This is a genomic window from Nocardiopsis sp. iso_237 (genome assembly GCF_056173345.1).
Map to the genome: position 1 here is coordinate 5698224 of NZ_CM149669.1, position 20882 is coordinate 5719105.

Consider the following 20882-nt stretch of genomic DNA (forward strand, 5'->3'; position numbering starts at 1 on the left):
GCACACACACGAAAACGCGCACCCGGGCCGCGATGTGCCCGGATGCGCGCTGGAATCGTGGGAGGACGCCCTACCCGAGGGCGGTGCGCACCACTCCGGCCAGACGCTCGGCCACGGCCGTGGCCTGCTCCAGCTCGGGGGCCTCCACCATCACGCGGACCTTCGGCTCGGTCCCGCTCGGGCGGATCAGCACTCGGCCGGTCTCGCCCAGCTCCGCCTCGGCCTCGCGAACGGCGGCGGCCAGCTCCTCGGACTCCGCGGCCCGGGACCGGTCCACGTCGGGGACGTTGATGAGTACCTGCGGCAGGCGGGTCATCACCTTGGCCAGCTCGGCCAGGCCCTGTCCACGGTGCGCCATCGCCGCCAGCAGGTGCAGGCCGGTCAGCAGACCGTCGCCGGTGGTGGCGTGGTCGAGCAGGATCACGTGGCCGGACTGCTCGCCGCCCAGACCGAACCCGCCGCGCTTCATCTCCTCCAGCACGTAGCGGTCGCCGACCGCGGTCTCCACCACGGTGACGCCCTCGCGCGCCATCGCCAGTTTCAGACCGAGGTTGGACATGACCGTCACCACGAGGGTGTCCCGCTCCAGACGCCCGGCGTCCTTGGCCTCGGTGGCCAGGATCGCCAGGATCTGGTCGCCGTCCACCACGTTGCCCTCGGCGTCCACCGCCAGGCAGCGGTCGGCGTCGCCGTCGTTGGCGATACCCGCGTCGGCGCCGTGCAGCCGCACCGCCTCCTGGAGGGCCGCCAGGCTGGTGGACCCGCACCCCTGGTTGATGTTGTGACCGTCGGGCCGGTCACCGATCGCGATGACCTCCGCACCCGCCCGGCGCAGCGCCTCGGGGGCGACCGCGCTGGCCGCTCCGTGCGCGCAGTCCATGACGACCTTGAGCCCGTTCAGGGCGTGCGGGAGCGAGTCCAGCACGTGCCGGGTGTACCGCTCGGCACCGTCGTGGGACTCCGTGACGCGGCCCACCGCGTCGCCCACGGCGGGGGTCGAGGGGACGCCGAGCATGCCCTCGATCTCCTCCTCCAGGGCGTCCTCCAGCTTCTGGCCGCCCCGGGCGAAGAACTTGATCCCGTTGTCCGGCGCCGGGTTGTGGCTGGCCGAGAGCATCACGCCGAAGTCGGCGCCCAGGGCCCCTGTGAGGTACGCCACGGCCGGGGTGGGCAGCACACCGACCTTCACGACGTCCACACCGGTGCTGGCCAGACCCGCGACGACCGCGGCCTCCAGGAACTCACCGGACGCGCGGGGGTCGCGGCCGACCACCGCGAGCGGTCGACGCTCCCCCTCGGTGCGGGCCAGGACCCGCGCCGCCGCGATGGACAGTTCCAGGGTGAGCGAAGCGGTCAGGTCGCGTCCCGCGAGACCGCGTACACCGTCGGTTCCGAACAGCCGAGCCACAGGCGACAGCCCCTTTCGAAAGCGGCGCCGGAGTGGGCGCCGGTGAAGTTCAGCGTGGCGGTGAAAGCCACCGGAAAAACCAAAAGCCCGTACGCCGTCCCCGACAGAGGGAACGACGTACGGGCGAAAGCTCAGCCGAGCAGGAGCCGGCGCATGAGCATTAGCGCTTGGAGAACTGCGGAGCCTTGCGCGCCTTCTTGAGACCGGCCTTCTTCCGCTCGACCTCACGGTCGTCACGGGTGAGGAAGCCGGCCTTCTTCAGGGTCGGACGGTTGTTCTCGGCGTCCAGGGTCGCCAGCGCACGGGCGATGCCGTGACGCAGGGCGCCGGCCTGGCCGCTGGTGCCGCCGCCGTCAAGACGGGCGAAGACGTCGTAGGCGCCGTCGAACCCGAGGGAGACGAAGGGGTCCTTGACCGTCTGCTGGTGGACCTTGTCCGGGAAGTAGACATCAAGCGGCTTGCCGTTGATCTTCCACTCGCCCGAACCGGGGGCGATGCGGACGCGGGCGACGGCCTGCTTACGACGACCGGTGCCGGCGCTGGGGCCGGACGCGGTGGGGACGTAGGCGGCGGTCGTCTCGTCCGACTCGCTCGTGTACTCGGAGGGGAACTCCTCCGGGTTCTCGGCGATTTCCTGCTCGACGTCTTCGATGCCGGTGGGCTCGACCACGGTTATCCTCGTGCTTCCTGTAAAAGTCTGCGAACGCCTAGGCGGGCTGCTCGATCTTCTTGATTTCGAACGGAACCGGCTGCTGGGCCTGGTGCGGGTGCTCCGCACCGGCGTACACCTTGAGCTTCTTGCCCATCTGACGGCCGAGGGAGCCCTTGGGGAGCATGCCCTTGACGGCCTTCTCGATGGCCCGCTCGGGGTTCTTCTCCAGCAGGTCGGCGTACGCGATCGAACGCAGACCGCCGGGGTAACCGGAGTGCCGGTAGGCGCGCTTCTGGTCCAGCTTCTTGCCGGTCAGGGCGACCTTCTCGGCGTTCACGACGATGACGAAGTCGCCGGTGTCGATGTGGGGCGCGTAGTAGGGCTTGTGCTTGCCCCGAAGCAGCGTGGCGACCTGGCTCGCCATACGCCCGAGCACGAGATCGGTAGCGTCGACAACGTGCCACTGACGCTGGACATCGCTTGGTTTGGGGCTGTATGTGCGCACGATCGTTCGCCTTCGCTCTTCAGTCGGCTGCCCCATCCCGAACGGGATGGTGGACTCGTATTACGGAACACCCCTACGGGTGCGGGGCCGGGAACAGCCGCCGCGGGTGCGGGGCTGTTACTTGGCCGGATGTCCCATGTCCAATCAGGACGACCCGGTCGTGAGTGCGCAGACGATGGTGCGTGGATCGGCACCCAGCTTCGGGAGTTTGGGGCCCACGGCAACTCAACGCACAACGACGAAATATCCTACCTGTCCACCCTAACGCAGGTCAAAGCGAGCGTCGGGCCGACCGGTGGGATACGTCTGGCGGGAAAGCGCCGGGACGGGTTCACATCCGTGACCTCTCCGCCTTTTATTATGCCTGTCGCCGGGAGTGCTTCGTCCTGCTCTCGCCCGCGCGTTGGTTACCCTTGCACCAAAAGGCCGGTATCCGCCCGGTACCACGGGCGGTGAACCGCACCTTGGAGACGCCCGTCACGATCGCCGAACGTCCGCTGAAGCAGTACGGAAGCCACAGCGCGGACACAGGCCACGGGCCCGGCGAACCGCGGCCCAGTCCCACTCTCAGAGCCTTCGGAGACTCCCATCAGTACCCATCCGAACCCGCCTCAGTACGGCCCAGACGGACGACCTCTCCAGCCGGAGGCCGGCGACGGTCGGGACCTGCTCGGTGCGCCCTCCCAGCCTGAGGGCCAGCATTCCACATCCGGGCCGCAGTTCCCTCCGCACGCGGGACCCTCGGGTCCGCAGTTCCCACCGCACGCGGGGCCCTCCGGCCCGCAGCCGCCGCAGCCCGCTCCGGGCCGTCCCCCGCACGGCCAGTTCCCCCAGCCGCCCCAGGGCGGCACCGGCCCGCAGGGCGTTCCCGGTGCCCACAGCGGCCCCCAGCTTCCGCCGCACGCGGGTCCGAGCGGCCCGCAGGCGCCGCCGTACCCGGGCGGCCCGCAGCAGGGCGGCCCGCGCCTCGGCGGCCCCGGCGTCCCCACGGGCGGCCACCCCGGAATGGGACATCTCACTCAGAGCGGCCCGAACGTCCCCCCCGGCGGCCCCCAGGGCGGCCCGCAGGGCCCCGGACGCCCGGCCACCGGACCGCAGGCTCCCGGCCACCCCCACCCCGGTCAGCCGCTGCCCCCCGGCGCACCGCACCCCGGGCAGGGCGCCCCGGTGCCGCCGTACGCGCAGGGCCGTCCGCCACAGCCTCCTCCCGGCCAGCCCGGCCAGCCCGGCCCGCCTCCCGGTCCGCCCGGAGGCCCCCAGGCGATGCCCACCGGCGGCCAGCAGTCGATGCGCGGACCGATCCCGCCCCCGCCCAACTCCCTTCCGCCGGGCGCCCCCGGCGGTCCCGGTATGCCCCCGCACGGCGCGCCCGCCGGGGCCCGCCCGCCGTCGTACCCCGTCCAGCCGCCCGAGCCGCCCAGACCCGCCGAGGACCCCGTCTTCCCGGCCGACGCCATGGGCGCGACCCAGAACCTGCGCGCGGTCCCGGCCGCCCCCGCCGCGGGCGCCCGCCCCCTGTACCGGGACGAGGTGCCCGAGGACGCCGGTGCGGACACCGCCCAGTTCGACGTCCAGAGCGTGCGGGACGACTACGACGACTACGACGATTACGAGGACTACGACGACCGGCCCGCGCGGAAGCGTCCCCGCAGCCAGCTCGTCCTCATGGGCGCGGGCTTCGTCGCCCTGCTCGCGATCGCGGGCGGCGGCGCCTTCTACTTCGGGTCCGGATCCGGCGGCGGCGCCGCGGTCTCCGACGAGGGCGCCGACTCCGGGGCCCTCACCCCCGACGGCCTCTTCCCCGAGGAGATCGAGATCGAGGGCCAGGGCACGTTCAGCCGCGTGGCCGTGGACGACAGCGAGGACTGCGCCTCGGGCACCCACGGCGACTACGGCCAGGTCCTCAGCGACAACGACTGCCGACAGCTGGTCCGCGCCTCCTACCTGAGCGAGGACCAGAACCACGCGGTCACGGTGGGGATCGCCGCCCTGCCGAGCGACTCCGAGGCCGAGACCGCGCTGGCCGCCCAGGACCTGGTCGGCGCCGCCTGGTTCGCCGGTCTGCCCGGTGAGGAGGGCACCCCGGCCGAACGCCTCGGCTACTCGGGCGGCCACGGCAGCAGCGGCCAGTGGGGCCGCTACCTCCTCTTCTCCCTGTCCGCCAACAGTGACGGCAGCGACGAGGGCACCGAGGACGGCGCCGACGCCACCGAGCTGCGCGACATCGGTGAGGGGTTCATCGAGAGCGCCCACACGGCCCTGGCCGACGACCGCGCCTGACGCACGGGAGGGCGCCACCCGGTTGTCCACAGACCGTGGACCGGGGTGGCGCCCTCCCGCGTCTCCAGCTCGACCAGTGGGGCCACGGGGCCGTCCCAGGGCCGCCTCCCCGTGGCGCCTACTCCGCGTGCCCCTTGCAGGGCAGCTCGCGCACGCGCCGGGTGAGGCTCGCCCTCCCGGCCAGCTCCTCGTCGGCCGGGTAGCGCACCTCCTCCAGGCTCAGGCCCTGCGGACCCACCACGTGCACCGAGGAGTCGCGCACAGCCGCGCCCAGCACCCGGCCGGGCCACTCGACCCCCTGCCGCCCGTCCCCCACCGCCAGGAGCGCCCCCACGAGGGCGCGCACCATGTTGTGGCAGAACGCGTCGGCCTGGATCGTCCCCGCGATCAGGTGCCGCTCCTCCCGCACCCACTCCAGGCGCAGCAGCTCACGGATGGTCGTGGCCCCCTCGCGCCTCTTGCAGAAGGCGGCGAAGTCGTGCTCACCCACCAGCAGCGCGGCGGCCTCGTTCATCCGGTCCACGTCCACCGGGTGCCGGTGCCACAGCACGTCCCGGCGGCGCAGCGGATCCACCCCGTACGGGGCGTCGCTGATCCGGTACACGTACCGGCGGAACAGGGGGGAGAAGCGCGCGTCGAACCCCGGCGGCGCCACCCGGACGGCGTTCACCCGCACGTCCCGGGGCAACACGCCGGCGAGCCTGCGCAGCACCCGCTCCCCCTCGCTCTCCCAGGTCGCGAGCGGCACGTCCACCTGCGCCACCTGGCCGCACGCGTGCACCCCGGCGTCGGTGCGCCCCGCGCACGTCACCGAGGCCGACGGCAGCCGGAGCACCTTCGCCAGCGCGGACTCCAGCTCACCCTGGACGGTGCGCCGGGTCGGCTGGGTCGCCCACCCGGAGAAGTCGGTGCCGTCGTAGGCGATGTCCAGTCGCAGCCGGACGGTCGTTTCGTTCTCGTCCATCCCCACCCCGCATCCGGACGCGTCCCACGGGACACGCCCCCGTGAAAAGAAGAAGTGCCCGACCCCAGCGAGGGTCGGGCACTCGACGAGCCTGGCGCGCGGGCCCTGGGGCCCGGCGCACGTCGGCCCTACTTGCTCTCGGAGCTCTCCTCGGTGGCCTCGGGGGCCTCCGTGGTGGTCTCCTCGGCCGTGGCGGTCTCCTCGACGGGAGCGGCGGCCGGAGCGGCGGGCGCGTTCAGCGCCTCGACCAGCTCGATGATGGCCATCGGGGCGTTGTCGCCCTTCCGCGGACCGATCTTGGTGATACGGGTGTAACCACCGGGGCGGTTCTCGAAGCGCGGACCGATCTCGGTGAAGAGCTCGTGCACCACGGACTTGTCCGTGATCTTGGTCAGCACCTGACGACGGGCGTGCAGGTCACCGCGCTTGCCGAGCGTGATGAGCTTCTCGGCGTACGGACGCAGGCGCTTGGCCTTGGCCTCCGTGGTGCGGATACGGCCGTGCTGGAACAGCGAGGTGGCGAGGTTCGCCAGGATGTGCCGCTCGTGAGCGGGCCCGGAACCCAGACGGGCGCCCTTGGTAGGCGTGGGCATGGTGTCGTTCTCCTAGTGATGCGGTCCACGGCCGCACTCGGCCGGGGACCTTGGGGCGACGAAGGTTAGTACTGCTCCGTCTCGACGAAGGACTCACCCTCGTCGTCCTCGGAGCCGTAGGAGTCGGCCGCGGTGCTGGGGTCGAATCCGGGCGGGGAGTCCTTCAGGGACAGGCCCATGTCGATGAGCTTCTGCTTGACCTCATCGATGGACTTGGCACCGAAGTTACGGATGTCCAACAGGTCCTGCTCGGAGCGGGCAACCAGCTCACCAACGCTGTGGATGCCCTCACGCTTGAGGCAGTTGTAGGACCGGACCGTGAGGTTGAGGTCCTCGATCGGCAGCGCCAGGTCCGCCGCGAGCGCGGCGTCCGTGGGCGACGGGCCCATGTCGATGCCCTCGGCGTCGACGTTGAGCTCACGCGCCAGACCGAACAGCTCGACCAGGGTCTTGCCCGCGCTGGCCACGGCGTCACGGGGACGGATGGCCGGCTTGGTCTCGATGTCGACGATCAGGCGGTCGAAGTCGGTGCGCTGCTCGACTCGGGTGGCCTCGACCTTGTAGGTCACGCGCAGCACCGGCGAGTAGATGGAGTCGATCGGGATCCGACCGATCTCCTGGCCCTGCTGCTTGTTCTGCGTCGCAGAGACGTAACCGCGGCCGCGCTCGACCGTCAGCTCCATCTCCAGCTTGCCCTTGCCGTTCAGCGTGGCGATGTGCAGGTCGGGGTTGTGCACCTCGACACCGGCCGGCGGAGCGATGTCCGCGGCGGTCACCACACCGGGGCCCTGCTTGCGCAGGTACATCAGCACCGGCTCGTCGTGCTCGGAGCTGACGACCAGACCCTTGAGGTTGAGGATCATCTCGGTGACGTCCTCCTTGACCCCGGGCACGGTGGTGAACTCGTGCTCGACGCCCTCGATGCGGATGCTGGTGACAGCGGCACCGGGGATGGAGGACAGCAGCGTGCGCCGGAGAGAGTTACCGATCGTGTAGCCGAAACCCGGCTCCAGCGGCTCGATGACAAACCTCGAACGCAGGTCCGAGACGACTTCCTCGGTGAGCGTGGGACGCTGTGCGATCAACATGGTCCGTGACTTCCCTTCCACATGGCCGCCCGCTATTTGACGGCCACCGGACGGACACCACCGGAGTGGTGGTGTCCCCTGTTCGGATTCCTACCCGGTCCGCGCCGTCTCCGCACGGGAGACGGTGGCGGACCGCACCACGGGGTGCCCGCGCGGTAGGAGGCGCGGGCACCGGTGCCAATCAGACGCGGCGGCGCTTCGGCGGACGGCAGCCGTTGTGCGGAACCGGGGTGACGTCCTGGATGGAGCCGACCTCGAGACCGGTCGCCTGAAGCGAACGGATGGCGGTCTCCCGGCCGGAGCCCGGACCCTTCACGAAGACGTCGACCTTGCGGACACCGTGCTCCTGGGCGCGGCGGGCCGCGGCCTCGGCGGCCATCTGCGCGGCGTAGGGGGTGGACTTACGCGACCCCTTGAAGCCGACCTGACCCGAGCTGGCCCAGGCGATCACCGCACCGGTGGGGTCGGTGATGCTCACGATCGTGTTGTTGAACGTGCTCTTGATGTGAGCGTGCCCGTGGGCAATGTTCTTCTTTTCCTTGCGGCGCACCTTGCGCGCGGCACCCTGACGGCCCTTAGGCGGCATGAGCGAAACTCCCAGAGATCATCGGTCCGTGTGTATCTTCTCGGACGCGGTCGAAAGGTCCGAGGCGGACTACTTCTTGCCGGCCTTCTTCTTGCCGGCCACGGTCTTCTTCTTGCCCTTGCGGGTACGGGCGTTGGTCTGCGTGCGCTGACCGCGGACCGGAAGGCCACGACGGTGGCGAATGCCCTGGTAGCTGCCGATCTCCATCTTGCGACGGATGTCGGCCTGGACCTCGCGACGCAGGTCACCCTCGACCTGGTAGTTGGCGTCGATCCACTCGCGCAGCTTGACCAGGTCCTCTTCGGACAGCTGGTAGACGCGGGTGTTCCCGTCGACACCGGTGTTCTTCAGGGTTTCGAGGGCGCGGGTACGGCCAACCCCGAAGACGTAAGTAAGAGCGATCTCCACCCGCTTGTCGCGGGGGAGGTCAACGCCGGCAATACGTGCCATGTGGGCGAGACTCCATCCATGCATATGCGGAGGTCTGACCCGTTCCATCCTCTCGTCGCCCAATCGACGAGGCCCCGGCCTCCGACCGGGGGTTCTCCCCCGCGCGTCCTCGACGGCGGGAGATCGGAACAGGTTTTCGTTGTTTCACTGCCCGGCGGGGGGATCCTCCCCCTACCGGGTCCTCGCTGTGCGGAAGCCGCGGCGAGCGGACCGGGGTGTTAGCCCTGGCGCTGCTTGTGACGCGGGTCCGAGCAAATGACCATGATCCGACGGTTACGACGGATCACGCGGCACTTCGCGCAGATCTTCTTCACGCTCGGCTTGACCTTCATGGTGACTCCGAACTCATCACATCACCAGTCTTGGGCCGTCGGCCCCTGACGGGCTACTTGTAGCGGTAAACGATGCGCCCGCGCGTGAGGTCGTACGGGCTCAGCTCCACGACGACGCGGTCGTCGGGGAGAATACGGATGTAGTTCATCCGCATCTTGCCGCTGATGTGGGCAAGGACCGTGTGCTTGTTGTCGAGCTCTACCTTGAACATAGCGTTGGGTAGCGACTCGACAACGGAACCCTCGATCTCGATGGCGCCGTCTTTCTTCGCCATGTCCTCCACGCCTCGCTCATCAATTGGTTGATCATGACAACCCGACGCGACCCCAGTGGGCCTCGCATGACACGAGAGCCCGGACGACCGGGGGGATCCCTGGTCGCCAGAGCCTGAACACACTGGAAGCTCGGGCCAACTGCGAGAGAGCGTACGTCGAGTGGAATGACGTGGCACAAAGAAGGCAGACTGACCCAACAGCCCGCGTATGGGCAGTGACAGTCTATCCCCTTCGGGCAAGTACTCCTAACCGAAGGGCACAGAACCCTACACCGTACGTCCCCTGGGGCGAACCGGCGCGCGGGCCACCCTGTTCCCCGCCCCGAGGCACCGCCCCGGGGAGCCGGCGGAGGCTAGTCCTCGCCCTGCCCTCGCTGGGCGGCGAGCACCCCGAACGTCACGACGGACATCATGATCCCCCACGGGCCCAGGACCCACAGGAACCACGGGTAGCTGGCCCCGGTCGTGAAGAACAGGATCAGCCAGATGAAGAAGCAGAGGACGTTCACTCCGCCGTAGAGGACCCACGGCACCATCAGGGCGGGGTCCCTCAGCCGCAGGGGCGGGGCCGCCGCGGCGTCGGCCAGCGGAACCCGGCCGACGTCGGCGAGGTCGCGCTCGGGGAGGTCACGGGTGACCAGGGCCAGCTCGTCCACGGTCCGGGACCGGTACGCCTGGCTGAGGCGTTCGGTGAACTCCTCGTGGTCCAGACGCCCCTGGGCGAAGTGCTCCTGGAGGAGCCCCGCCACGCGGTCGCGTTCGGAGTCGGACGATCGCATCGACGGCACCGGGTCGGACACAGCGCGTACCTCGCCTCTCACCCGTGGGGGTGGTCGCCACCCCCGCCGCTCCGGCTGGTCGCCGGAGTGGTCCGGGGGGTGGGCCCGCCGTCACCAGGTCGGCTGGACGAGCCCCATCTGGGTGATTTTATCGCGGTTCGACTCACGCGCGGTCAGCACCATCGGGCCGTCCGCCGTGATCGCCACGGTGTGCTCGAAGTGGGCGGCGCGGCCACCGTCCCGGGTGACGACCGTCCAGCCGTCGTCCAGCTCCACCACGTCGTGCCTGCCGAGCGTGGTCATCGGCTCGATCGCCAGGCACATGCCCTCGACCAGCTTCTGACCGCGGCCCTTCTTGCCGTAGTTGAGCACGTGCGGGTCCATGTGCATCTCGGTGCCGATGCCGTGGCCGCCGTACTCGCGCACGTTGCCGTAGCCGCCGTTGGCCGAGATGTGGCCGCCGATCGCGAACCCGATGTCACCCAGGCGCCTGCCCGGACGCATCTGCGCGATCCCCAGCCACATGGACTCCTCGCACACCTCCATCATGGCGAGGTCCTCGGGCCGGGCGTCCCCGACCGCGATGGTCACCGCGGAGTCGCCGTGCCAGCCGTCGAGGATGGCACCGCAGTCGATGGAGATGATGTCCCCGTCCGCCAGGACGCGCTCGGCGGTCGGGATGCCGTGCACGACCTCCTCGTTCACCGAGGCGCAGATCGAACCGGGGAAGCCGTGGTAGCCCTTGAAGGACGGAACGGCCCCGGCGTCCCGGATGACCTTCTCGGCCACCGAGTCGAGTTCGAGGGTGGACACCCCGGGCCGCACCGCGGCCCGGAGGGTGTCCAGGGCGCGGGCCACGACCTGGCCCGCCGCCCTCATCTTGGCGATCTGTTCCGGCGTCTTGATCTGCACGCCCGAATCCCTCGGAGACATCAGACCGCCGACCGCTTCTCCTCGATGGCGGCCTTCGCGCGGGCCGTCACCTCCGCCACGGGGCCCGTGGCGGCGATGGTGGCCAGCAGGCCCTCACCGGTGTAGAACTCGACCAGCGGAGCCGTCTGCTCGCGGTAGACCTTCAGGCGGTGCCTGATGGTCTCCTCACGGTCGTCCTCACGCTGGTACAGCGCCGCACCCTCGTTGTCGCACTTGCCCTCGACCTTCGGGGCGTCGTACTCCACGTGGTACACGCGGCCGCACTCGGGGCAGGAACGACGACCCGAGAGGCGCTTGACGACCTCCTCCTCGTCGACCCGCAGCTCCAGGACGACGTCCAGGTGGGTCCCGAGGTCCGCGAGCATGCCCCGGAGCGTCTCGGCCTGGGGGACGTTGCGGGGGAACCCGTCGAGCAGGAACCCGCCCGCCGCGTCGTCCTGGGCCAGCCGGTCCTTGACCATGGCGTTCGTGACCTCGTCGGGGACGAGGTCGCCGCGGTCCATGAACTCCTTGGCCTTCTTGCCGAGTTCGGTACCACCGCTGACGTTGGCCCGGAAGATGTCACCGGTGGACACCTTCGGGATCGACAGCTCTTCCGCGAGGATCTGGGCCTGGGTGCCCTTACCGGCCCCAGGCGGCCCCACCAATACTGCACGCATTTATCGCAGAAAACCTTCGTAGTTCCTCTGCTGGAGGTGACTCTCGATCTGCTTCACCGTGTCCAGCCCGACACCCACCATGATCAGGATGCTCGTCCCGCCGAAGGGGAAGTTCATGTCGGCACCGGTGGCGCCGAGAGCGACCATGGGCAGGAGAGCGATCACACCCAGGTACAGCGAGCCGGGGGTCGTCAGACGAGTCAGGACGTAGTCCAGGTACTCGGCGGTCGGACGCCCCGGACGGATACCCGGGATGAACCCACCGTACTTCTTCATGTTGTCCGCGACTTCAGTGGGGTTGAACGTAATCGCCACGTAGAAGAACGCGAAGCCGACGATCATGACGAAGAACGTCACCATGTAGACGGGGTGAGTGCCCGTGAGGAAGTAGGTCTGGAAGAACTGCGCCACCGGGTGGGTGGAGTCCTGTCCGATCAGACCGACGACCAGCTGGGGGAGGTAGAGCAGGGAGGAGGCGAAGATCACGGGGATGATGCCCGCCTGGTTGACCTTCAGGGGGATGTAGGTCGAGCTGCCGCCGTACATACGACGACCCACCATGCGCTTCGCGTACTGCACCGGGATACGGCGCTGCGCCTGCTCCATGAACACCACGGCGGTGATCAGGGCCAGACCGGCGAGGCAGATGATGATGAAGATCCAGACCGACCGCTCCTCGTAGAGGCCCATGATCGAGGAGGGGAACATCGCGATGACCTGGGTGAAGATCAGCAGCGACATACCGTTGCCGACACCGCGCTCGGTGATCAGCTCACCCATCCACATGATGATCGCGGTACCCGCGGTCATCACGAAGACGATCGTCACCATGGTGAGGATGTCCTGGTTGGGCATGTAGACCGACGGGTCGATCGAGTTCTGGAAGAGGGCGCCGGTGCGGGCCATGGCCACGATGGAGGTGGCCTGGAGCACGGCGAGCATGAGGGTCAGATAGCGGGTGTACTGCGTGATCTTGCTCTGTCCGGCCTGGCCCTCCTTCTTGAGGGCCTCCAGACGGGGGATCACGACAGTGAGCAGGTTGATGATGATGCTCGCGGTGATGTACGGCATGACCCCGAGCGCGAACACCGCCAGCTGAAGCAGGGCGCCGCCACTGAACAGGTTCACCAACGCGTAGACACCGGACTGGTCCTGCGCGGTGATGAAGTCCATCTGGTCCCGGATCGCCGCCGAGTCGATGCCCGGAGCGGGAATCACCGAACCCAGCCGGAAGATCGTCAGGATGAACAGTGTGAACAGCAGCTTATTGCGCAGGTCGGGCGTGCGGAATGCACGAACGAACGCACCTAGCACGTCTCCTCCTGCGCGGCTTCGGCGGCGGAACGGGTTCCAGACATCGCGGCCGATCCTGAATCGTCGTAGAACGTCAGCGCCGGGCCTGTCGCCCGGTGCTCGGAAGTACTCACATTACGTCAAGCGGGGAGCTCAAACAGATGGCACTGTAACAGTCATCACCTGACGCCTGGTGTCGTGAGGCATAACGATCAACACTCACAACACGTGAGGGCGCCCGCCAACAGGACCTTTCGGACCTGCCGGGCGGGCGCCCCCAGTACGCATCGTAGGGAAACCCCTACAGCTCGGTGACAGTGCCACCGGCGGCGGTGATCTTCTCCTTCGCGGAGCCGGAGAACGCGTTGGCGCTCACCTGCACGGCGACGGTGATCTCACCCGTACCCAGCACCTTGACGAGCTGGTTCTTGCGAACCGCGCCCTTGGCGACCAGGCCCTCGACGGTGACCTCGCCACCCTCGGGGTAGAGCTCGCTCAGCTTGTCCAGGTTGACGACCTGGTAGGTCGTCTTGAACCGGGCGTTGCTGAAGCCCTTGAGCTTCGGGATCCGGCGGATGAGGGGCATCTGCCCACCCTCGAAGCCGGGACGAACGGTGTTACGAGCCTTGGTGCCCTTGGTACCGCGACCAGCGGTCTTACCCTTGGAAGCCTCGCCGCGACCCTTGCGGATCTTGGCCTTGTTGCTACCCGGGGCGGGACGCAGGTGGTGCAGCTTGAGCAGCTCGTCGGGGTTGTAGTCGCTCATTCTGCGACCTCCTCGACAGTGACGAGGTGCGAGACGATCGTGATCTGCCCGCGAACCTCGGGACGGTCCTCGCGCACGGTGGACTTACCGATCCGGCCCAGGCCCAGCGACTGGAGAGCAGCGTGCTGCTTCTCCTTGCCGCCGATCTTGGAGCGGGTCTGCGTGATCTTGATCTTGGCCATGATCAGGCTCCTGCCTTCGCCTCAGAGCGAGCGCGCAGCATGGCAGCCGGGGCCACATCCTCGATCGGCAGACCGCGGCGGGCCGCGATCTCCTCGGGCTGGTTGAGACCCTTGAGCGCCGCCACCGTGGCGTGCACGATGTTCAGCGGGTTGGACGAACCGAGCGACTTGCTCAGGACGTCGTGGATGCCGGCGCACTCCAGGACGGCGCGCACGGGGCCACCGGCGATAACACCGGTACCCGGGGCGGCCGGACGGAGCAGGACGACGCCAGCGGCTTCCTCGCCCTGGACCCGGTGCACGATGGTGCCCTGGATGCGGGGGACGCGGAAGAAGTTCCTCTTCGCGGCCTCCACGCCCTTGGCGATCGCGGCCGGAACTTCCTTGGCCTTGCCGTAACCAACGCCCACCATGCCGTTGCCGTCACCGACGACGACGAGAGCGGTGAAGGAGAAGCGACGGCCGCCCTTGACGACCTTCGCGACCCGGTTGATGGTCACGACCTTCTCGATGTAGGAGACACCCTTGTCTGCGGCGCCGCCGCGGCGATCGTCACGGCGATCACGCCGCTCGCCACCGGCGCCGCGCCGCGGTGCTGCAGCCATCAGTGATTCCTCTTCTCGTGCTTGTTCTTGGCCAGTACAGAGGTCATCGAACTAGAACTCCAGCCCGCCCTCGCGCGCCGCGTCGGCGAGCTTGGCGATACGACCGGCGTACCGGTTACCACCGCGGTCGAAGACGACCTGGGTGATACCGGCGTCCTTCGCGCGCTGCGCGACGAGCTCACCGACCTTGACGGACTTGTCGGACTTCGTGCCCTCGGCGCCCCGCACATCGGTCTCGACGCTGGAGGCGGCGACCAGGGTGTGACCCTTGGTGTCGTCGATCACCTGCGCGACGATGTGCTTGGAGGAGCGGAACACGGCCAGACGCGGACGCTCACTGGTGCCCACGACCTTCTTGCGGACCCGGAACTGCCGGCGCTTGCGGGAGGTGGTCGCCTTCGCGGTGCGCTTACGGCTCACGGTGATGCCCATGCCTACTTACCAGCCTTTCCGGCCTTGCGGCGGATGTGCTCACCCTTGTACCGCACGCCCTTGGCCTTGTACGGGTCAGGCTTGCGCAGACCACGGATGTTCGCGGCGACCTGGCCCACCAGCTGCTTGTCGATGCCCTCGACGTGGAGGATGGTCGGCTTCTCCACGCGGAAGGTGATGCCCTCGGGGGGCTCGATGACCACCGGGTGGCTGAAGCCCAGCGAGAACTCCAGGTTGGAGCCGCGGGCCTGGACGCGGTAACCCACACCGTGGATCTCCAGCGTCTTGGCGTAGCCCTTGGAGACACCCTCGACGAGGTTGGCGACCAGCGCACGGGTCAGACCGTGCAGCGACCGGTTCTCCGGCTTGTCGTCAGGACGAGCGACCGTGACGATACCGTCCTCGAAGGAGACGGTGATCGGCTCGGCGATCGTGTGCTTGAGTTCGCCCTTCGGCCCCTTGACAGTGACGTCTTGCCCGTTAATCGTGACTTCGACGCCCTTGGGGACCGAGAGCGGCAGTCGACCGATTCGCGACATGCTTCAGTCTCTCCCTATTACCAGACGTAAGCGAGGACTTCGCCGCCCACGCCACGCTTCTTGGCCTGCTTGTCAGTCATCAGGCCACCGGACGTCGAAATGATCGCCACACCGAGGCCACCCAGCACGCGCGGAAGGTTCTCCTTCTTCGCGTACACCCGGAGACCGGGCTTGGACACCCGGCGGATTCCCGCGATGGAACGCTCACGGGTGGGGCCGTACTTCAGGTCGAGGACGAGGCTCTGGCCCACGGGGGCCTCCTCGGTCCGCCAGCCCTGAATGAAGCCCTCCTGCTGGAGGATCTCGGCGATGTGCGCCTTGATCTTGGAATACGGCATCGTCACGGTGTCGTGGTACGCCGAGTTCGCGTTACGCAGACGCGTCAGCATGTCTGCGATCGGGTCGGTCATCGTCATGGCCGACTGGCCCTTCCTCACCGCGGTTTCCGAGTGCGGGCTTTCCCAGAGCCTGCCTCTCGTCGGGGTTACCCCCGGAGAGTGCACAAACGGACCTTCGGCGTGGTCGTGGGCACCGCGGTCCCTCCCGGGACTGCCGTGCCCTGTTGAATGGATGTAGCTGGTCCGTGCACCGCCAGGAGGCGGGCACGGGCACTGCTTCGTACCACCGTCAGGTGGCGTTTCGGGGGGCCGACCGCGCTAGCGCGCAGGGTCGGCCCCACCGGAAACTACCAGCTCGACTTGGTGATACCGGGCAGCTCGCCCCGGTGGGCCATCTCGCGGAAGCAGATACGGCACAGGCCGAACTTCCGGAAGACGGCGCGGGGGCGGCCGCACCGCGAGCATCGAGTATACGCACGAACGCCGAACTTCGGCTTCCGCTGCGCCTTCGCGATCAGGGACTTCTTAGCCATCTGTGGTAACCCCTCAGGCTTCCTTGAACGGGAAACCGAGCCGCTTGAGCAGGCTGCGGCCGTGTTCGTCGGTGGTCGCCGTCGTGACAACCGTGATGTCCATCCCACGCTGACGGTCGACCTTGTCCGGGTCGACCTCGTGGAACATGACCTGCTCGGTCAGACCGAACGTGTAGTTGCCGTTCCCGTCGAACTGCTTCGGGGAAAGGCCACGGAAGTCCCTGATCCGGGGCAGGGCCAGCGAGAGCAGCCGGTCCAGGAACTCCCACATCCGGTCGCCGCGCAGCGTGACGCTGGCGCCGATCGGCTGACCCTCGCGCAGCTTGAACTGCGCGATGGAGTTCTTGGCCCGGTTGACCTTCGGCTTCTGGCCGGTGATCGCCGTAAGGTCGGCGATCGCGCCCTGGATCAGCTTCGCGTCACGAGCCGCCTCGCCCACGCCCATGTTGACCACGATCTTCGTGAGACCGGGGATCTGCATGACGTTGGCGATGTCGAACTCGTCCTTGAGGCCCGCAGCGATCTCGTTGCGGTACTTCTCCTTGAGCCGCGGCATCGGAGGGGCGGTGATGTCGTTGGTAACCGTCATCAGATGTCCTTACCGGTGCGACGGGAGACCCGAACCTTGGTTCCGTCTTCCTCGAAGCGGTAGCCGACCCGAGTGGCCTTGCCGTCCTCCGCGAGCGCGATGTTGCTCACGTGGATGGGGGCCTCCTTCGTGACGACCTCGCCCTGCTGGCCGCCCGCCGGGTTGGCCTTCCTGTGCTTCTTGACCAGGTTGACGCCCTCGACGATGACACGGTCTTCCTTCGGCAGGGCCTTGACGACCTTGCCGGTGGCACCCTTGTCCTTGCCGGCGAGAACGATGACCTCGTCGCCAGATTTGATCTTCATCGCTTAGAGCACCTCCGGCGCCAGCGAAATGATGCGCATGTACTTCTTGTCACGCAGCTCACGGCCGACCGGGCCGAAGATGCGGGTGCCTCGCGGGTCCCCACCGTCCTTGATGAGCACGGCAGCGTTCTCATCGAAGCGGATGTAGGAGCCGTCGGGCCGGCGGCGCTCCTTGACGGTGCGCACGACAACGGCCTTGACGACGTCGCCCTTCTTGACTCCAGCGCCAGGCAGGGCGTCCTTCACCGTGGCGACGATCGTGTCGCCGATCCCGGCGTAGCGCCGACCCGAGCCACCGAGAACACGGATGGTAAGGATCTCCTTGGCACCCGTGTTGTCGGCGACCTTGAGTCGCGACTCCTGCTGAATCACGTCTGCTCCTGATGTGATGCGTGCGGTCCACTGCCGCACGGCTAGGTGGTCTCACCCCTCTGGTCGGCGGCCGGCAACGTGTGCCGGCCGCCAACAGGCTGGGGTTACTTAGCCTTCTCCAGGATCTCCACGACGCGCCAACGCTTCGTCGCGGAGAGCGGCCGGGTCTCCATCATGCGGACCCGGTCGCCGACGCCAGCGGAGTTCGCCTCGTCGTGCGCCTTGTACTTGGTCGTCCGACGGATGACCTTGCCGTACAGGGCGTGCTTGACGCGGTCCTCGACCTCGACAACGACGGTCTTGTCCATCTTGTCGCTGACGACGTAGCCCTCGCGCACCTTGCGGTAGTTGCGCGTCGCGGTCTGGTTCTCACTCATTCGGCTGCTTCCTTCGTCTCCTCAGCCGACTCACCAGACAGCGGGACGATGCCCAGCTCGTGCTCGCGCAGGACCGTGTAGATCCTGGCGATCTCGCGCTTGACAGTGCGCAGACGGCTGTGGTTGTCGAGCTGGCCGGTGGCGGCCTGGAAGCGGAGGTTGAAGAGCTCTTCCTTGGCTTCCTTGAGCTTCGTGACCAGGTCCTCGACGGACTGGTCGCGCAGCTCGTGGGCAGTCACGGACTTCGCCACTACTCCCACACCTCCCGCTTAACAAACTTGCACTTCATCGGGAGCTTGTGCATCGCACGGCGCAGGGCCTCCTTGGCCACGGCCTCGGGCACGCCCGACAGCTCGAACATCACGCGACCCGGCTTGACCGGCGCGACCCACCACTCAGGCGAACCCTTACCGGAGCCCATGCGGACCTCGGCGGGCTTCTTCGTCAGCGGACGGTCCGGGAAGATGTTGATCCACACCTTGCCGCCACGCTTGATGTGACGCGTCATGGCGATACGAGCGGACTCGATCTGACGGTTCGTCACGTAGGCCGACTCCAGGGCCTGGATACCGAACTCGCCGAAGGCGACCGTGGTACCACGCTGAGCCTTGCCACGAAGGTCCGGGTGGTGCTGCTTCCGGTACTTGACCTTACGAGGAATAAGCATCGGTTAGCTCCCCTCGGTCTTCGGGGCCTCGGCCGAAGCACCAGCCTTGGCGTCGGTGCCCGGGGCGCCAGCGGCACCGCCACGACGGCGGCGCTGCGGACGCTCACGGCGCTGACCGCCACCGGCGGTGCGCTGGGCGGCCTGGGCCGCCTCGCGCTCGGCGCGGGTCACAGGGGCGTCGCCCTTGTAGATCCACACCTTGACGCCGATGCGACCGAACGTCGTACGGGCCTCGAAGAAGCCGTAGTCGATGTCGGCGCGCAGCGTGTGCAGCGGGACGCGACCCTCGCGGTAGAACTCCGAGCGGGACATCTCGGCCCCACCCAGACGGCCACCGCACTGGATACGAATACCCTTGGCGCCACTCTTCATGGCGCTCTGCATGGCCTTGCGCATCGCGCGGCGGAACGCCACGCGGCTGCTCAGCTGCTCAGCGACGCCCTGGGCGACGAGCTGCGCGTCGATCTCGGGGTTCTTGACCTCGAAGACGTTCAGCTGCACCTGCTTGCCGGTGAGCTTCTCCAGGTCCGTACGGATCCGGTCGGCCTCGACGCCGCGACGGCCGATGACGATGCCCGGCCGGGCGGTGTAGACGTCCACGCGGACACGGTCACGGGTGCGCTCGATCTCGACCTTGGAGATGCCCGCGCGCTCCATGCCACGGGTCAGCATCCGACGGATCGCGACGTCTTCCTTGACGTAGTCCTTGTAGGACTTGTCGGCGTACCAACGGCTCTTGAAGTCGGTGGTGATGCCGAGGCGGAACCCGTGCGGGTTTACCTTCTGCCCCACTATCGGGTCCTTTCCTTGGTCTTGGACGAGGCGCCCGCGCCCTCAGCGACGACCACGGTGATGTGGCTCGTGCGCTTGGTGACCCGGAAAGCCCGGCCGAAGCCGCGGGGACGAATACGCTTCAGGGTCGGACCCTCGTCCACCCAGACGCGCTCGACCACCAGGGACTCACGGTCCAGCTTGTCGTTGTGCTCAGCGTTGGCGATGGCGCTAGCCAGCACCTTGCCAACGGGCTCGCTCGCCGACTGGGGCGCGAACCGGAGCACCGCCTGTGCCTCGTCAGCGGGCAACCCGCGAATAAGGTCCGCCACCCGGCGAGCCTTTCGGGGCGTAACGCGGACGAACCGCGCCTGTGCCCTCGTTCCCATCGCTTTTCCCTCGCTCACGGAAATTCCTTCCCCACTCACCGTGGAGAAAATGGTTCTTACAACTGCTGCAACCGCTAGCGGCGGCTGCGGCGGTCGTCCTTGACGTGGCTACGGAAAGTACGCGTGGGAGCGAACTCACCGAGCTTGTGGCCGACCATCGACTCCGACACGAACACCGGAACGTGCTTGCGGCCGTCGTGGACGGCGATCGTGTGACCGATCATCTCCGGGACGATCATGGATCGCCGGGACCACGTCTTGATGACGTTCTTGGTCCCCTTCTCGTTCTGGACTTCCACCTTCTTGATGAGGTGGCCGTCGACGAAGGGACCCTTCTTAAGGCTACGTGGCATCAGACGTGCTCCTTACCGCTTCTTCTTACCGCTACGCCGACGCCGCACGATCAGCTTGTCGCTGGCCTTGTTCTTCGACCGGGTCCGGCCTTCCTTCTTGCCCCAGGGGCTGACCGGGTGACGACCACCGGAGGTCTTGCCCTCACCACCACCGTGCGGGTGGTCGACCGGGTTCATGACCACACCACGGACGGTCGGGCGCTTGCCCTTCCACCGCGAGCGGCCGGCCTTGCCCCAGTTGATGTTGGACTGCTCGGCGTTGCCGACCTGACCAACCGTGGCGCGGCAGGAGATCTCGACCATGCGCATCTCACCGGAGGGCATACGCAGCGTGGCGTAACGGCCCTCCTTGGCGAGGAGCTGGATCTGCGACCCCGCGGAACGACCCAGCTTGGCACCGCCACCGGGCTTCAGCTCGACCGCGTGCACGAACGTACCCGTGGGGATGTTGCGCAGCGGGAGGCAGTTGCCCGGCTTGATGTCGGACTGGGGGCCGTTCTCGATCTTGTCGCCCTGCTTGAGGCCGGCGGGCGCCAGAATGTAGCGCTTCTCACCGTCCACGTAGTGGAGCAGAGCGATGCGAGCGGTGCGGTTCGGGTCGTACTCGATGTGAGCGACCTTGGCCGGCACGCCGTCCTTGTCGTGACGACGGAAGTCGATCACGCGGTAGGCGCGCTTGTGGCCACCACCCTGGTGACGAGCGGTGATCCGGCCGTGGCCGTTACGACCGCCCTTGGAGTGAAGCGGACGGACCAGGGACTTCTCCGGCTCCGAACGCGTGATCTCGACGAAGTCGCTCACGCTGGAGCCGCGACGACCCGGCGTCGTCGGCTTGTACTTACGAATGCCCATCTTCTTCGCGCATTC

At 68.0% G+C, this 20882-nt stretch carries 32 protein-coding genes; 1 reads left to right on the plus strand and 31 read right to left on the minus strand.

All coding sequences use genetic code 11. The annotated features are described in order from the left end of the window. Nucleotides 1–70: 70 nt before the first annotated feature. The 3 genes from glmM to rplM all read right to left on the minus strand — a co-directional run bounded on the left by glmM (nt 71) and on the right by rplM (nt 2565). Nucleotides 71–1408, minus strand: coding sequence for a phosphoglucosamine mutase (gene glmM / locus AC0VYM_RS25530; RefSeq protein WP_475456306.1), 1338 nt, complete (start codon nt 1406–1408; stop codon nt 71–73). 160 nt (nt 1409–1568) lie between these two features. Then, entirely contained in the window at nt 1569–2078 is a 510-nt protein-coding gene (gene rpsI / locus AC0VYM_RS25535; RefSeq protein WP_017542976.1) for a 30S ribosomal protein S9, read from the minus strand. A gap of 37 nt (nt 2079–2115) precedes the next feature. Beyond that, a complete protein-coding gene (rplM, locus tag AC0VYM_RS25540) occupies nt 2116–2565 on the minus strand; it encodes a 50S ribosomal protein L13 (protein WP_378738514.1) in 450 nt (149 codons plus the stop codon). A gap of 1005 nt (nt 2566–3570) precedes the next feature. Here rplM and AC0VYM_RS25545 point away from each other — a divergent pair. After that, nucleotides 3571–4845, plus strand: coding sequence for a hypothetical protein (locus AC0VYM_RS25545; RefSeq protein ID WP_475456309.1), 1275 nt, complete (start codon nt 3571–3573; stop codon nt 4843–4845). Nucleotides 4846–4963: 118 nt separating this feature from the next. Here AC0VYM_RS25545 and truA read toward each other — a convergent pair whose 3' ends face one another. The 28 genes from truA to rplB form a co-directional block, all read right to left on the minus strand. Continuing rightward, a complete protein-coding gene (gene truA, locus AC0VYM_RS25550; protein WP_475456311.1) occupies nt 4964–5809 on the minus strand; it encodes a tRNA pseudouridine(38-40) synthase TruA in 846 nt (281 codons plus the stop codon). 128 nt (nt 5810–5937) lie between these two features. Continuing rightward, the gene (rplQ, locus tag AC0VYM_RS25555) at nt 5938–6402 is read right to left on the minus strand and encodes a 50S ribosomal protein L17 (RefSeq protein ID WP_475456313.1); all 465 of its coding nucleotides are present in this window, start codon (nt 6400–6402) and stop codon (nt 5938–5940) included. A 65-nt stretch (nt 6403–6467) separates the two neighbouring features. Beyond that, nucleotides 6468–7490 carry a DNA-directed RNA polymerase subunit alpha gene (locus AC0VYM_RS25560; RefSeq protein WP_017542981.1) on the minus strand — a complete coding sequence of 341 codons (1023 nt, stop codon included), beginning with the start codon at nt 7488–7490 and terminating at the stop codon, nt 6468–6470. 181 nt (nt 7491–7671) lie between these two features. Then, nucleotides 7672–8076 carry a 30S ribosomal protein S11 gene (gene rpsK / locus AC0VYM_RS25565; protein WP_017542982.1) on the minus strand — a complete coding sequence of 135 codons (405 nt, stop codon included), beginning with the start codon at nt 8074–8076 and terminating at the stop codon, nt 7672–7674. A 69-nt stretch (nt 8077–8145) separates the two neighbouring features. Continuing rightward, nucleotides 8146–8526, minus strand: a complete 381-nt coding sequence (gene rpsM, locus AC0VYM_RS25570; RefSeq protein ID WP_017542983.1) for a 30S ribosomal protein S13 — start codon at nt 8524–8526, stop codon at nt 8146–8148. 218 nt (nt 8527–8744) lie between these two features. After that, entirely contained in the window at nt 8745–8858 is a 114-nt protein-coding gene (rpmJ, locus tag AC0VYM_RS25575; protein WP_082206327.1) for a 50S ribosomal protein L36, read from the minus strand. Between the two features lie 53 nt (nt 8859–8911). Further along, the gene (gene infA / locus AC0VYM_RS25580) at nt 8912–9133 is read right to left on the minus strand and encodes a translation initiation factor IF-1 (RefSeq protein ID WP_017578623.1); all 222 of its coding nucleotides are present in this window, start codon (nt 9131–9133) and stop codon (nt 8912–8914) included. Nucleotides 9134–9486: 353 nt separating this feature from the next. Continuing rightward, on the minus strand, nt 9487–9933 hold the full coding sequence (locus AC0VYM_RS25585; protein ID WP_475456316.1) for a DUF1707 domain-containing protein: 447 nt from the start codon (nt 9931–9933) through the stop codon (nt 9487–9489). Between the two features lie 90 nt (nt 9934–10023). Beyond that, the gene (gene map, locus AC0VYM_RS25590) at nt 10024–10845 is read right to left on the minus strand and encodes a type I methionyl aminopeptidase (RefSeq protein ID WP_475456318.1); all 822 of its coding nucleotides are present in this window, start codon (nt 10843–10845) and stop codon (nt 10024–10026) included. Next, complete coding sequence (locus tag AC0VYM_RS25595; RefSeq protein ID WP_475456320.1) at nt 10845–11504, minus strand: adenylate kinase; 660 nt, start codon at nt 11502–11504, stop codon at nt 10845–10847. Before AC0VYM_RS25595 ends, map begins: the two co-directional genes overlap by 1 nt. Then, nucleotides 11505–12818, minus strand: a complete 1314-nt coding sequence (secY, locus tag AC0VYM_RS25600) for a preprotein translocase subunit SecY (RefSeq protein WP_475456322.1) — start codon at nt 12816–12818, stop codon at nt 11505–11507. A 280-nt stretch (nt 12819–13098) separates the two neighbouring features. Next, nucleotides 13099–13563, minus strand: a complete 465-nt coding sequence (gene rplO / locus AC0VYM_RS25605) for a 50S ribosomal protein L15 (RefSeq protein ID WP_017542990.1) — start codon at nt 13561–13563, stop codon at nt 13099–13101. Next, on the minus strand, nt 13560–13745 hold the full coding sequence (rpmD, locus tag AC0VYM_RS25610) for a 50S ribosomal protein L30 (RefSeq protein ID WP_014912857.1): 186 nt from the start codon (nt 13743–13745) through the stop codon (nt 13560–13562). Before rpmD ends, rplO begins: the two co-directional genes overlap by 4 nt. A 2-nt stretch (nt 13746–13747) precedes the next feature. Next, nucleotides 13748–14350: a 30S ribosomal protein S5 gene (gene rpsE, locus AC0VYM_RS25615; RefSeq protein ID WP_017542992.1), complete on the minus strand. Its 603-nt coding sequence runs from the start codon at nt 14348–14350 to the stop codon at nt 13748–13750. A 51-nt stretch (nt 14351–14401) separates the two neighbouring features. After that, on the minus strand, nt 14402–14782 hold the full coding sequence (gene rplR / locus AC0VYM_RS25620; protein WP_357760537.1) for a 50S ribosomal protein L18: 381 nt from the start codon (nt 14780–14782) through the stop codon (nt 14402–14404). A 2-nt stretch (nt 14783–14784) separates the two neighbouring features. Beyond that, nucleotides 14785–15321 (minus strand): 50S ribosomal protein L6, encoded by a 537-nt coding sequence (gene rplF, locus AC0VYM_RS25625; protein WP_017542994.1) that lies wholly within the window; start codon nt 15319–15321, stop codon nt 14785–14787. 17 nt (nt 15322–15338) lie between these two features. Next, nucleotides 15339–15737, minus strand: a complete 399-nt coding sequence (gene rpsH, locus AC0VYM_RS25630; RefSeq protein WP_026119486.1) for a 30S ribosomal protein S8 — start codon at nt 15735–15737, stop codon at nt 15339–15341. 269 nt (nt 15738–16006) lie between these two features. Continuing rightward, nucleotides 16007–16192, minus strand: coding sequence for a type Z 30S ribosomal protein S14 (locus AC0VYM_RS25635; protein ID WP_017573364.1), 186 nt, complete (start codon nt 16190–16192; stop codon nt 16007–16009). A 13-nt stretch (nt 16193–16205) separates the two neighbouring features. Then, a complete protein-coding gene (gene rplE, locus AC0VYM_RS25640) occupies nt 16206–16781 on the minus strand; it encodes a 50S ribosomal protein L5 (protein WP_475456326.1) in 576 nt (191 codons plus the stop codon). After that, on the minus strand, nt 16781–17086 hold the full coding sequence (rplX, locus tag AC0VYM_RS25645; RefSeq protein WP_475456328.1) for a 50S ribosomal protein L24: 306 nt from the start codon (nt 17084–17086) through the stop codon (nt 16781–16783). The genes rplE and rplX overlap by 1 nt, the downstream gene beginning before the upstream one ends. A 3-nt stretch (nt 17087–17089) precedes the next feature. Continuing rightward, the gene (gene rplN / locus AC0VYM_RS25650; protein ID WP_013156121.1) at nt 17090–17458 is read right to left on the minus strand and encodes a 50S ribosomal protein L14; all 369 of its coding nucleotides are present in this window, start codon (nt 17456–17458) and stop codon (nt 17090–17092) included. A gap of 104 nt (nt 17459–17562) precedes the next feature. After that, nucleotides 17563–17835 (minus strand): 30S ribosomal protein S17, encoded by a 273-nt coding sequence (rpsQ, locus tag AC0VYM_RS25655; RefSeq protein WP_017542998.1) that lies wholly within the window; start codon nt 17833–17835, stop codon nt 17563–17565. Then, nucleotides 17832–18086, minus strand: a complete 255-nt coding sequence (gene rpmC / locus AC0VYM_RS25660; RefSeq protein ID WP_017542999.1) for a 50S ribosomal protein L29 — start codon at nt 18084–18086, stop codon at nt 17832–17834. Before rpmC ends, rpsQ begins: the two co-directional genes overlap by 4 nt. Further along, nucleotides 18086–18502 (minus strand): 50S ribosomal protein L16, encoded by a 417-nt coding sequence (gene rplP / locus AC0VYM_RS25665; protein WP_378738545.1) that lies wholly within the window; start codon nt 18500–18502, stop codon nt 18086–18088. Before rplP ends, rpmC begins: the two co-directional genes overlap by 1 nt. Before the next feature lie 3 nt (nt 18503–18505). Further along, complete coding sequence (gene rpsC / locus AC0VYM_RS25670) at nt 18506–19294, minus strand: 30S ribosomal protein S3 (protein ID WP_049569156.1); 789 nt, start codon at nt 19292–19294, stop codon at nt 18506–18508. Continuing rightward, the gene (gene rplV, locus AC0VYM_RS25675) at nt 19294–19662 is read right to left on the minus strand and encodes a 50S ribosomal protein L22 (RefSeq protein ID WP_017543002.1); all 369 of its coding nucleotides are present in this window, start codon (nt 19660–19662) and stop codon (nt 19294–19296) included. Before rplV ends, rpsC begins: the two co-directional genes overlap by 1 nt. A 74-nt stretch (nt 19663–19736) precedes the next feature. After that, on the minus strand, nt 19737–20015 hold the full coding sequence (rpsS, locus tag AC0VYM_RS25680) for a 30S ribosomal protein S19 (protein ID WP_475456332.1): 279 nt from the start codon (nt 20013–20015) through the stop codon (nt 19737–19739). Between the two features lie 12 nt (nt 20016–20027). After that, nucleotides 20028–20867: a 50S ribosomal protein L2 gene (rplB, locus tag AC0VYM_RS25685; RefSeq protein ID WP_475456334.1), complete on the minus strand. Its 840-nt coding sequence runs from the start codon at nt 20865–20867 to the stop codon at nt 20028–20030. Nucleotides 20868–20882 lie beyond the last annotated feature (15 nt).

Coding starts and splice junctions, on each gene's coding strand:
- rplF (WP_017542994.1), bottom strand. CDS start 15,321: ATGTCGCGAATCGGTCGACTGCCGCTCTCGGTCCCCAAGGGCGTCGAA.
- map (WP_475456318.1), bottom strand. CDS start 10,845: ATGTCTCCGAGGGATTCGGGCGTGCAGATCAAGACGCCGGAACAGATC.
- rplQ (WP_475456313.1), bottom strand. CDS start 6,402: ATGCCCACGCCTACCAAGGGCGCCCGTCTGGGTTCCGGGCCCGCTCAC.
- AC0VYM_RS25635 (WP_017573364.1), bottom strand. CDS start 16,192: ATGGCTAAGAAGTCCCTGATCGCGAAGGCGCAGCGGAAGCCGAAGTTC.
- AC0VYM_RS25595 (WP_475456320.1), bottom strand. CDS start 11,504: ATGCGTGCAGTATTGGTGGGGCCGCCTGGGGCCGGTAAGGGCACCCAG.
- rplP (WP_378738545.1), bottom strand. CDS start 18,502: ATGCTTATTCCTCGTAAGGTCAAGTACCGGAAGCAGCACCACCCGGAC.
- rplV (WP_017543002.1), bottom strand. CDS start 19,662: ATGGGAACGAGGGCACAGGCGCGGTTCGTCCGCGTTACGCCCCGAAAG.
- rpsE (WP_017542992.1), bottom strand. CDS start 14,350: ATGGCTGCAGCACCGCGGCGCGGCGCCGGTGGCGAGCGGCGTGATCGC.
- AC0VYM_RS25560 (WP_017542981.1), bottom strand. CDS start 7,490: ATGTTGATCGCACAGCGTCCCACGCTCACCGAGGAAGTCGTCTCGGAC.
- rpmJ (WP_082206327.1), bottom strand. CDS start 8,858: ATGAAGGTCAAGCCGAGCGTGAAGAAGATCTGCGCGAAGTGCCGCGTG.
- rpsH (WP_026119486.1), bottom strand. CDS start 15,737: ATGACGATGACCGACCCGATCGCAGACATGCTGACGCGTCTGCGTAAC.
- truA (WP_475456311.1), bottom strand. CDS start 5,809: ATGGACGAGAACGAAACGACCGTCCGGCTGCGACTGGACATCGCCTAC.
- rplX (WP_475456328.1), bottom strand. CDS start 17,086: ATGAAGATCAAATCTGGCGACGAGGTCATCGTTCTCGCCGGCAAGGAC.
- infA (WP_017578623.1), bottom strand. CDS start 9,133: ATGGCGAAGAAAGACGGCGCCATCGAGATCGAGGGTTCCGTTGTCGAG.
- rplO (WP_017542990.1), bottom strand. CDS start 13,563: ATGAGCGACTACAACCCCGACGAGCTGCTCAAGCTGCACCACCTGCGT.
- rplR (WP_357760537.1), bottom strand. CDS start 14,782: ATGGGCATCACCGTGAGCCGTAAGCGCACCGCGAAGGCGACCACCTCC.
- AC0VYM_RS25545 (WP_475456309.1), top strand. CDS start 3,571: ATGGGACATCTCACTCAGAGCGGCCCGAACGTCCCCCCCGGCGGCCCC.
- rpsK (WP_017542982.1), bottom strand. CDS start 8,076: ATGCCGCCTAAGGGCCGTCAGGGTGCCGCGCGCAAGGTGCGCCGCAAG.
- rpsS (WP_475456332.1), bottom strand. CDS start 20,015: ATGCCACGTAGCCTTAAGAAGGGTCCCTTCGTCGACGGCCACCTCATC.
- rplB (WP_475456334.1), bottom strand. CDS start 20,867: ATGGGCATTCGTAAGTACAAGCCGACGACGCCGGGTCGTCGCGGCTCC.
- rpmD (WP_014912857.1), bottom strand. CDS start 13,745: ATGGCCAAGATCAAGATCACGCAGACCCGCTCCAAGATCGGCGGCAAG.
- rplE (WP_475456326.1), bottom strand. CDS start 16,781: ATGACGGTTACCAACGACATCACCGCCCCTCCGATGCCGCGGCTCAAG.
- rpsM (WP_017542983.1), bottom strand. CDS start 8,526: ATGGCACGTATTGCCGGCGTTGACCTCCCCCGCGACAAGCGGGTGGAG.
- rpsQ (WP_017542998.1), bottom strand. CDS start 17,835: ATGAGTGAGAACCAGACCGCGACGCGCAACTACCGCAAGGTGCGCGAG.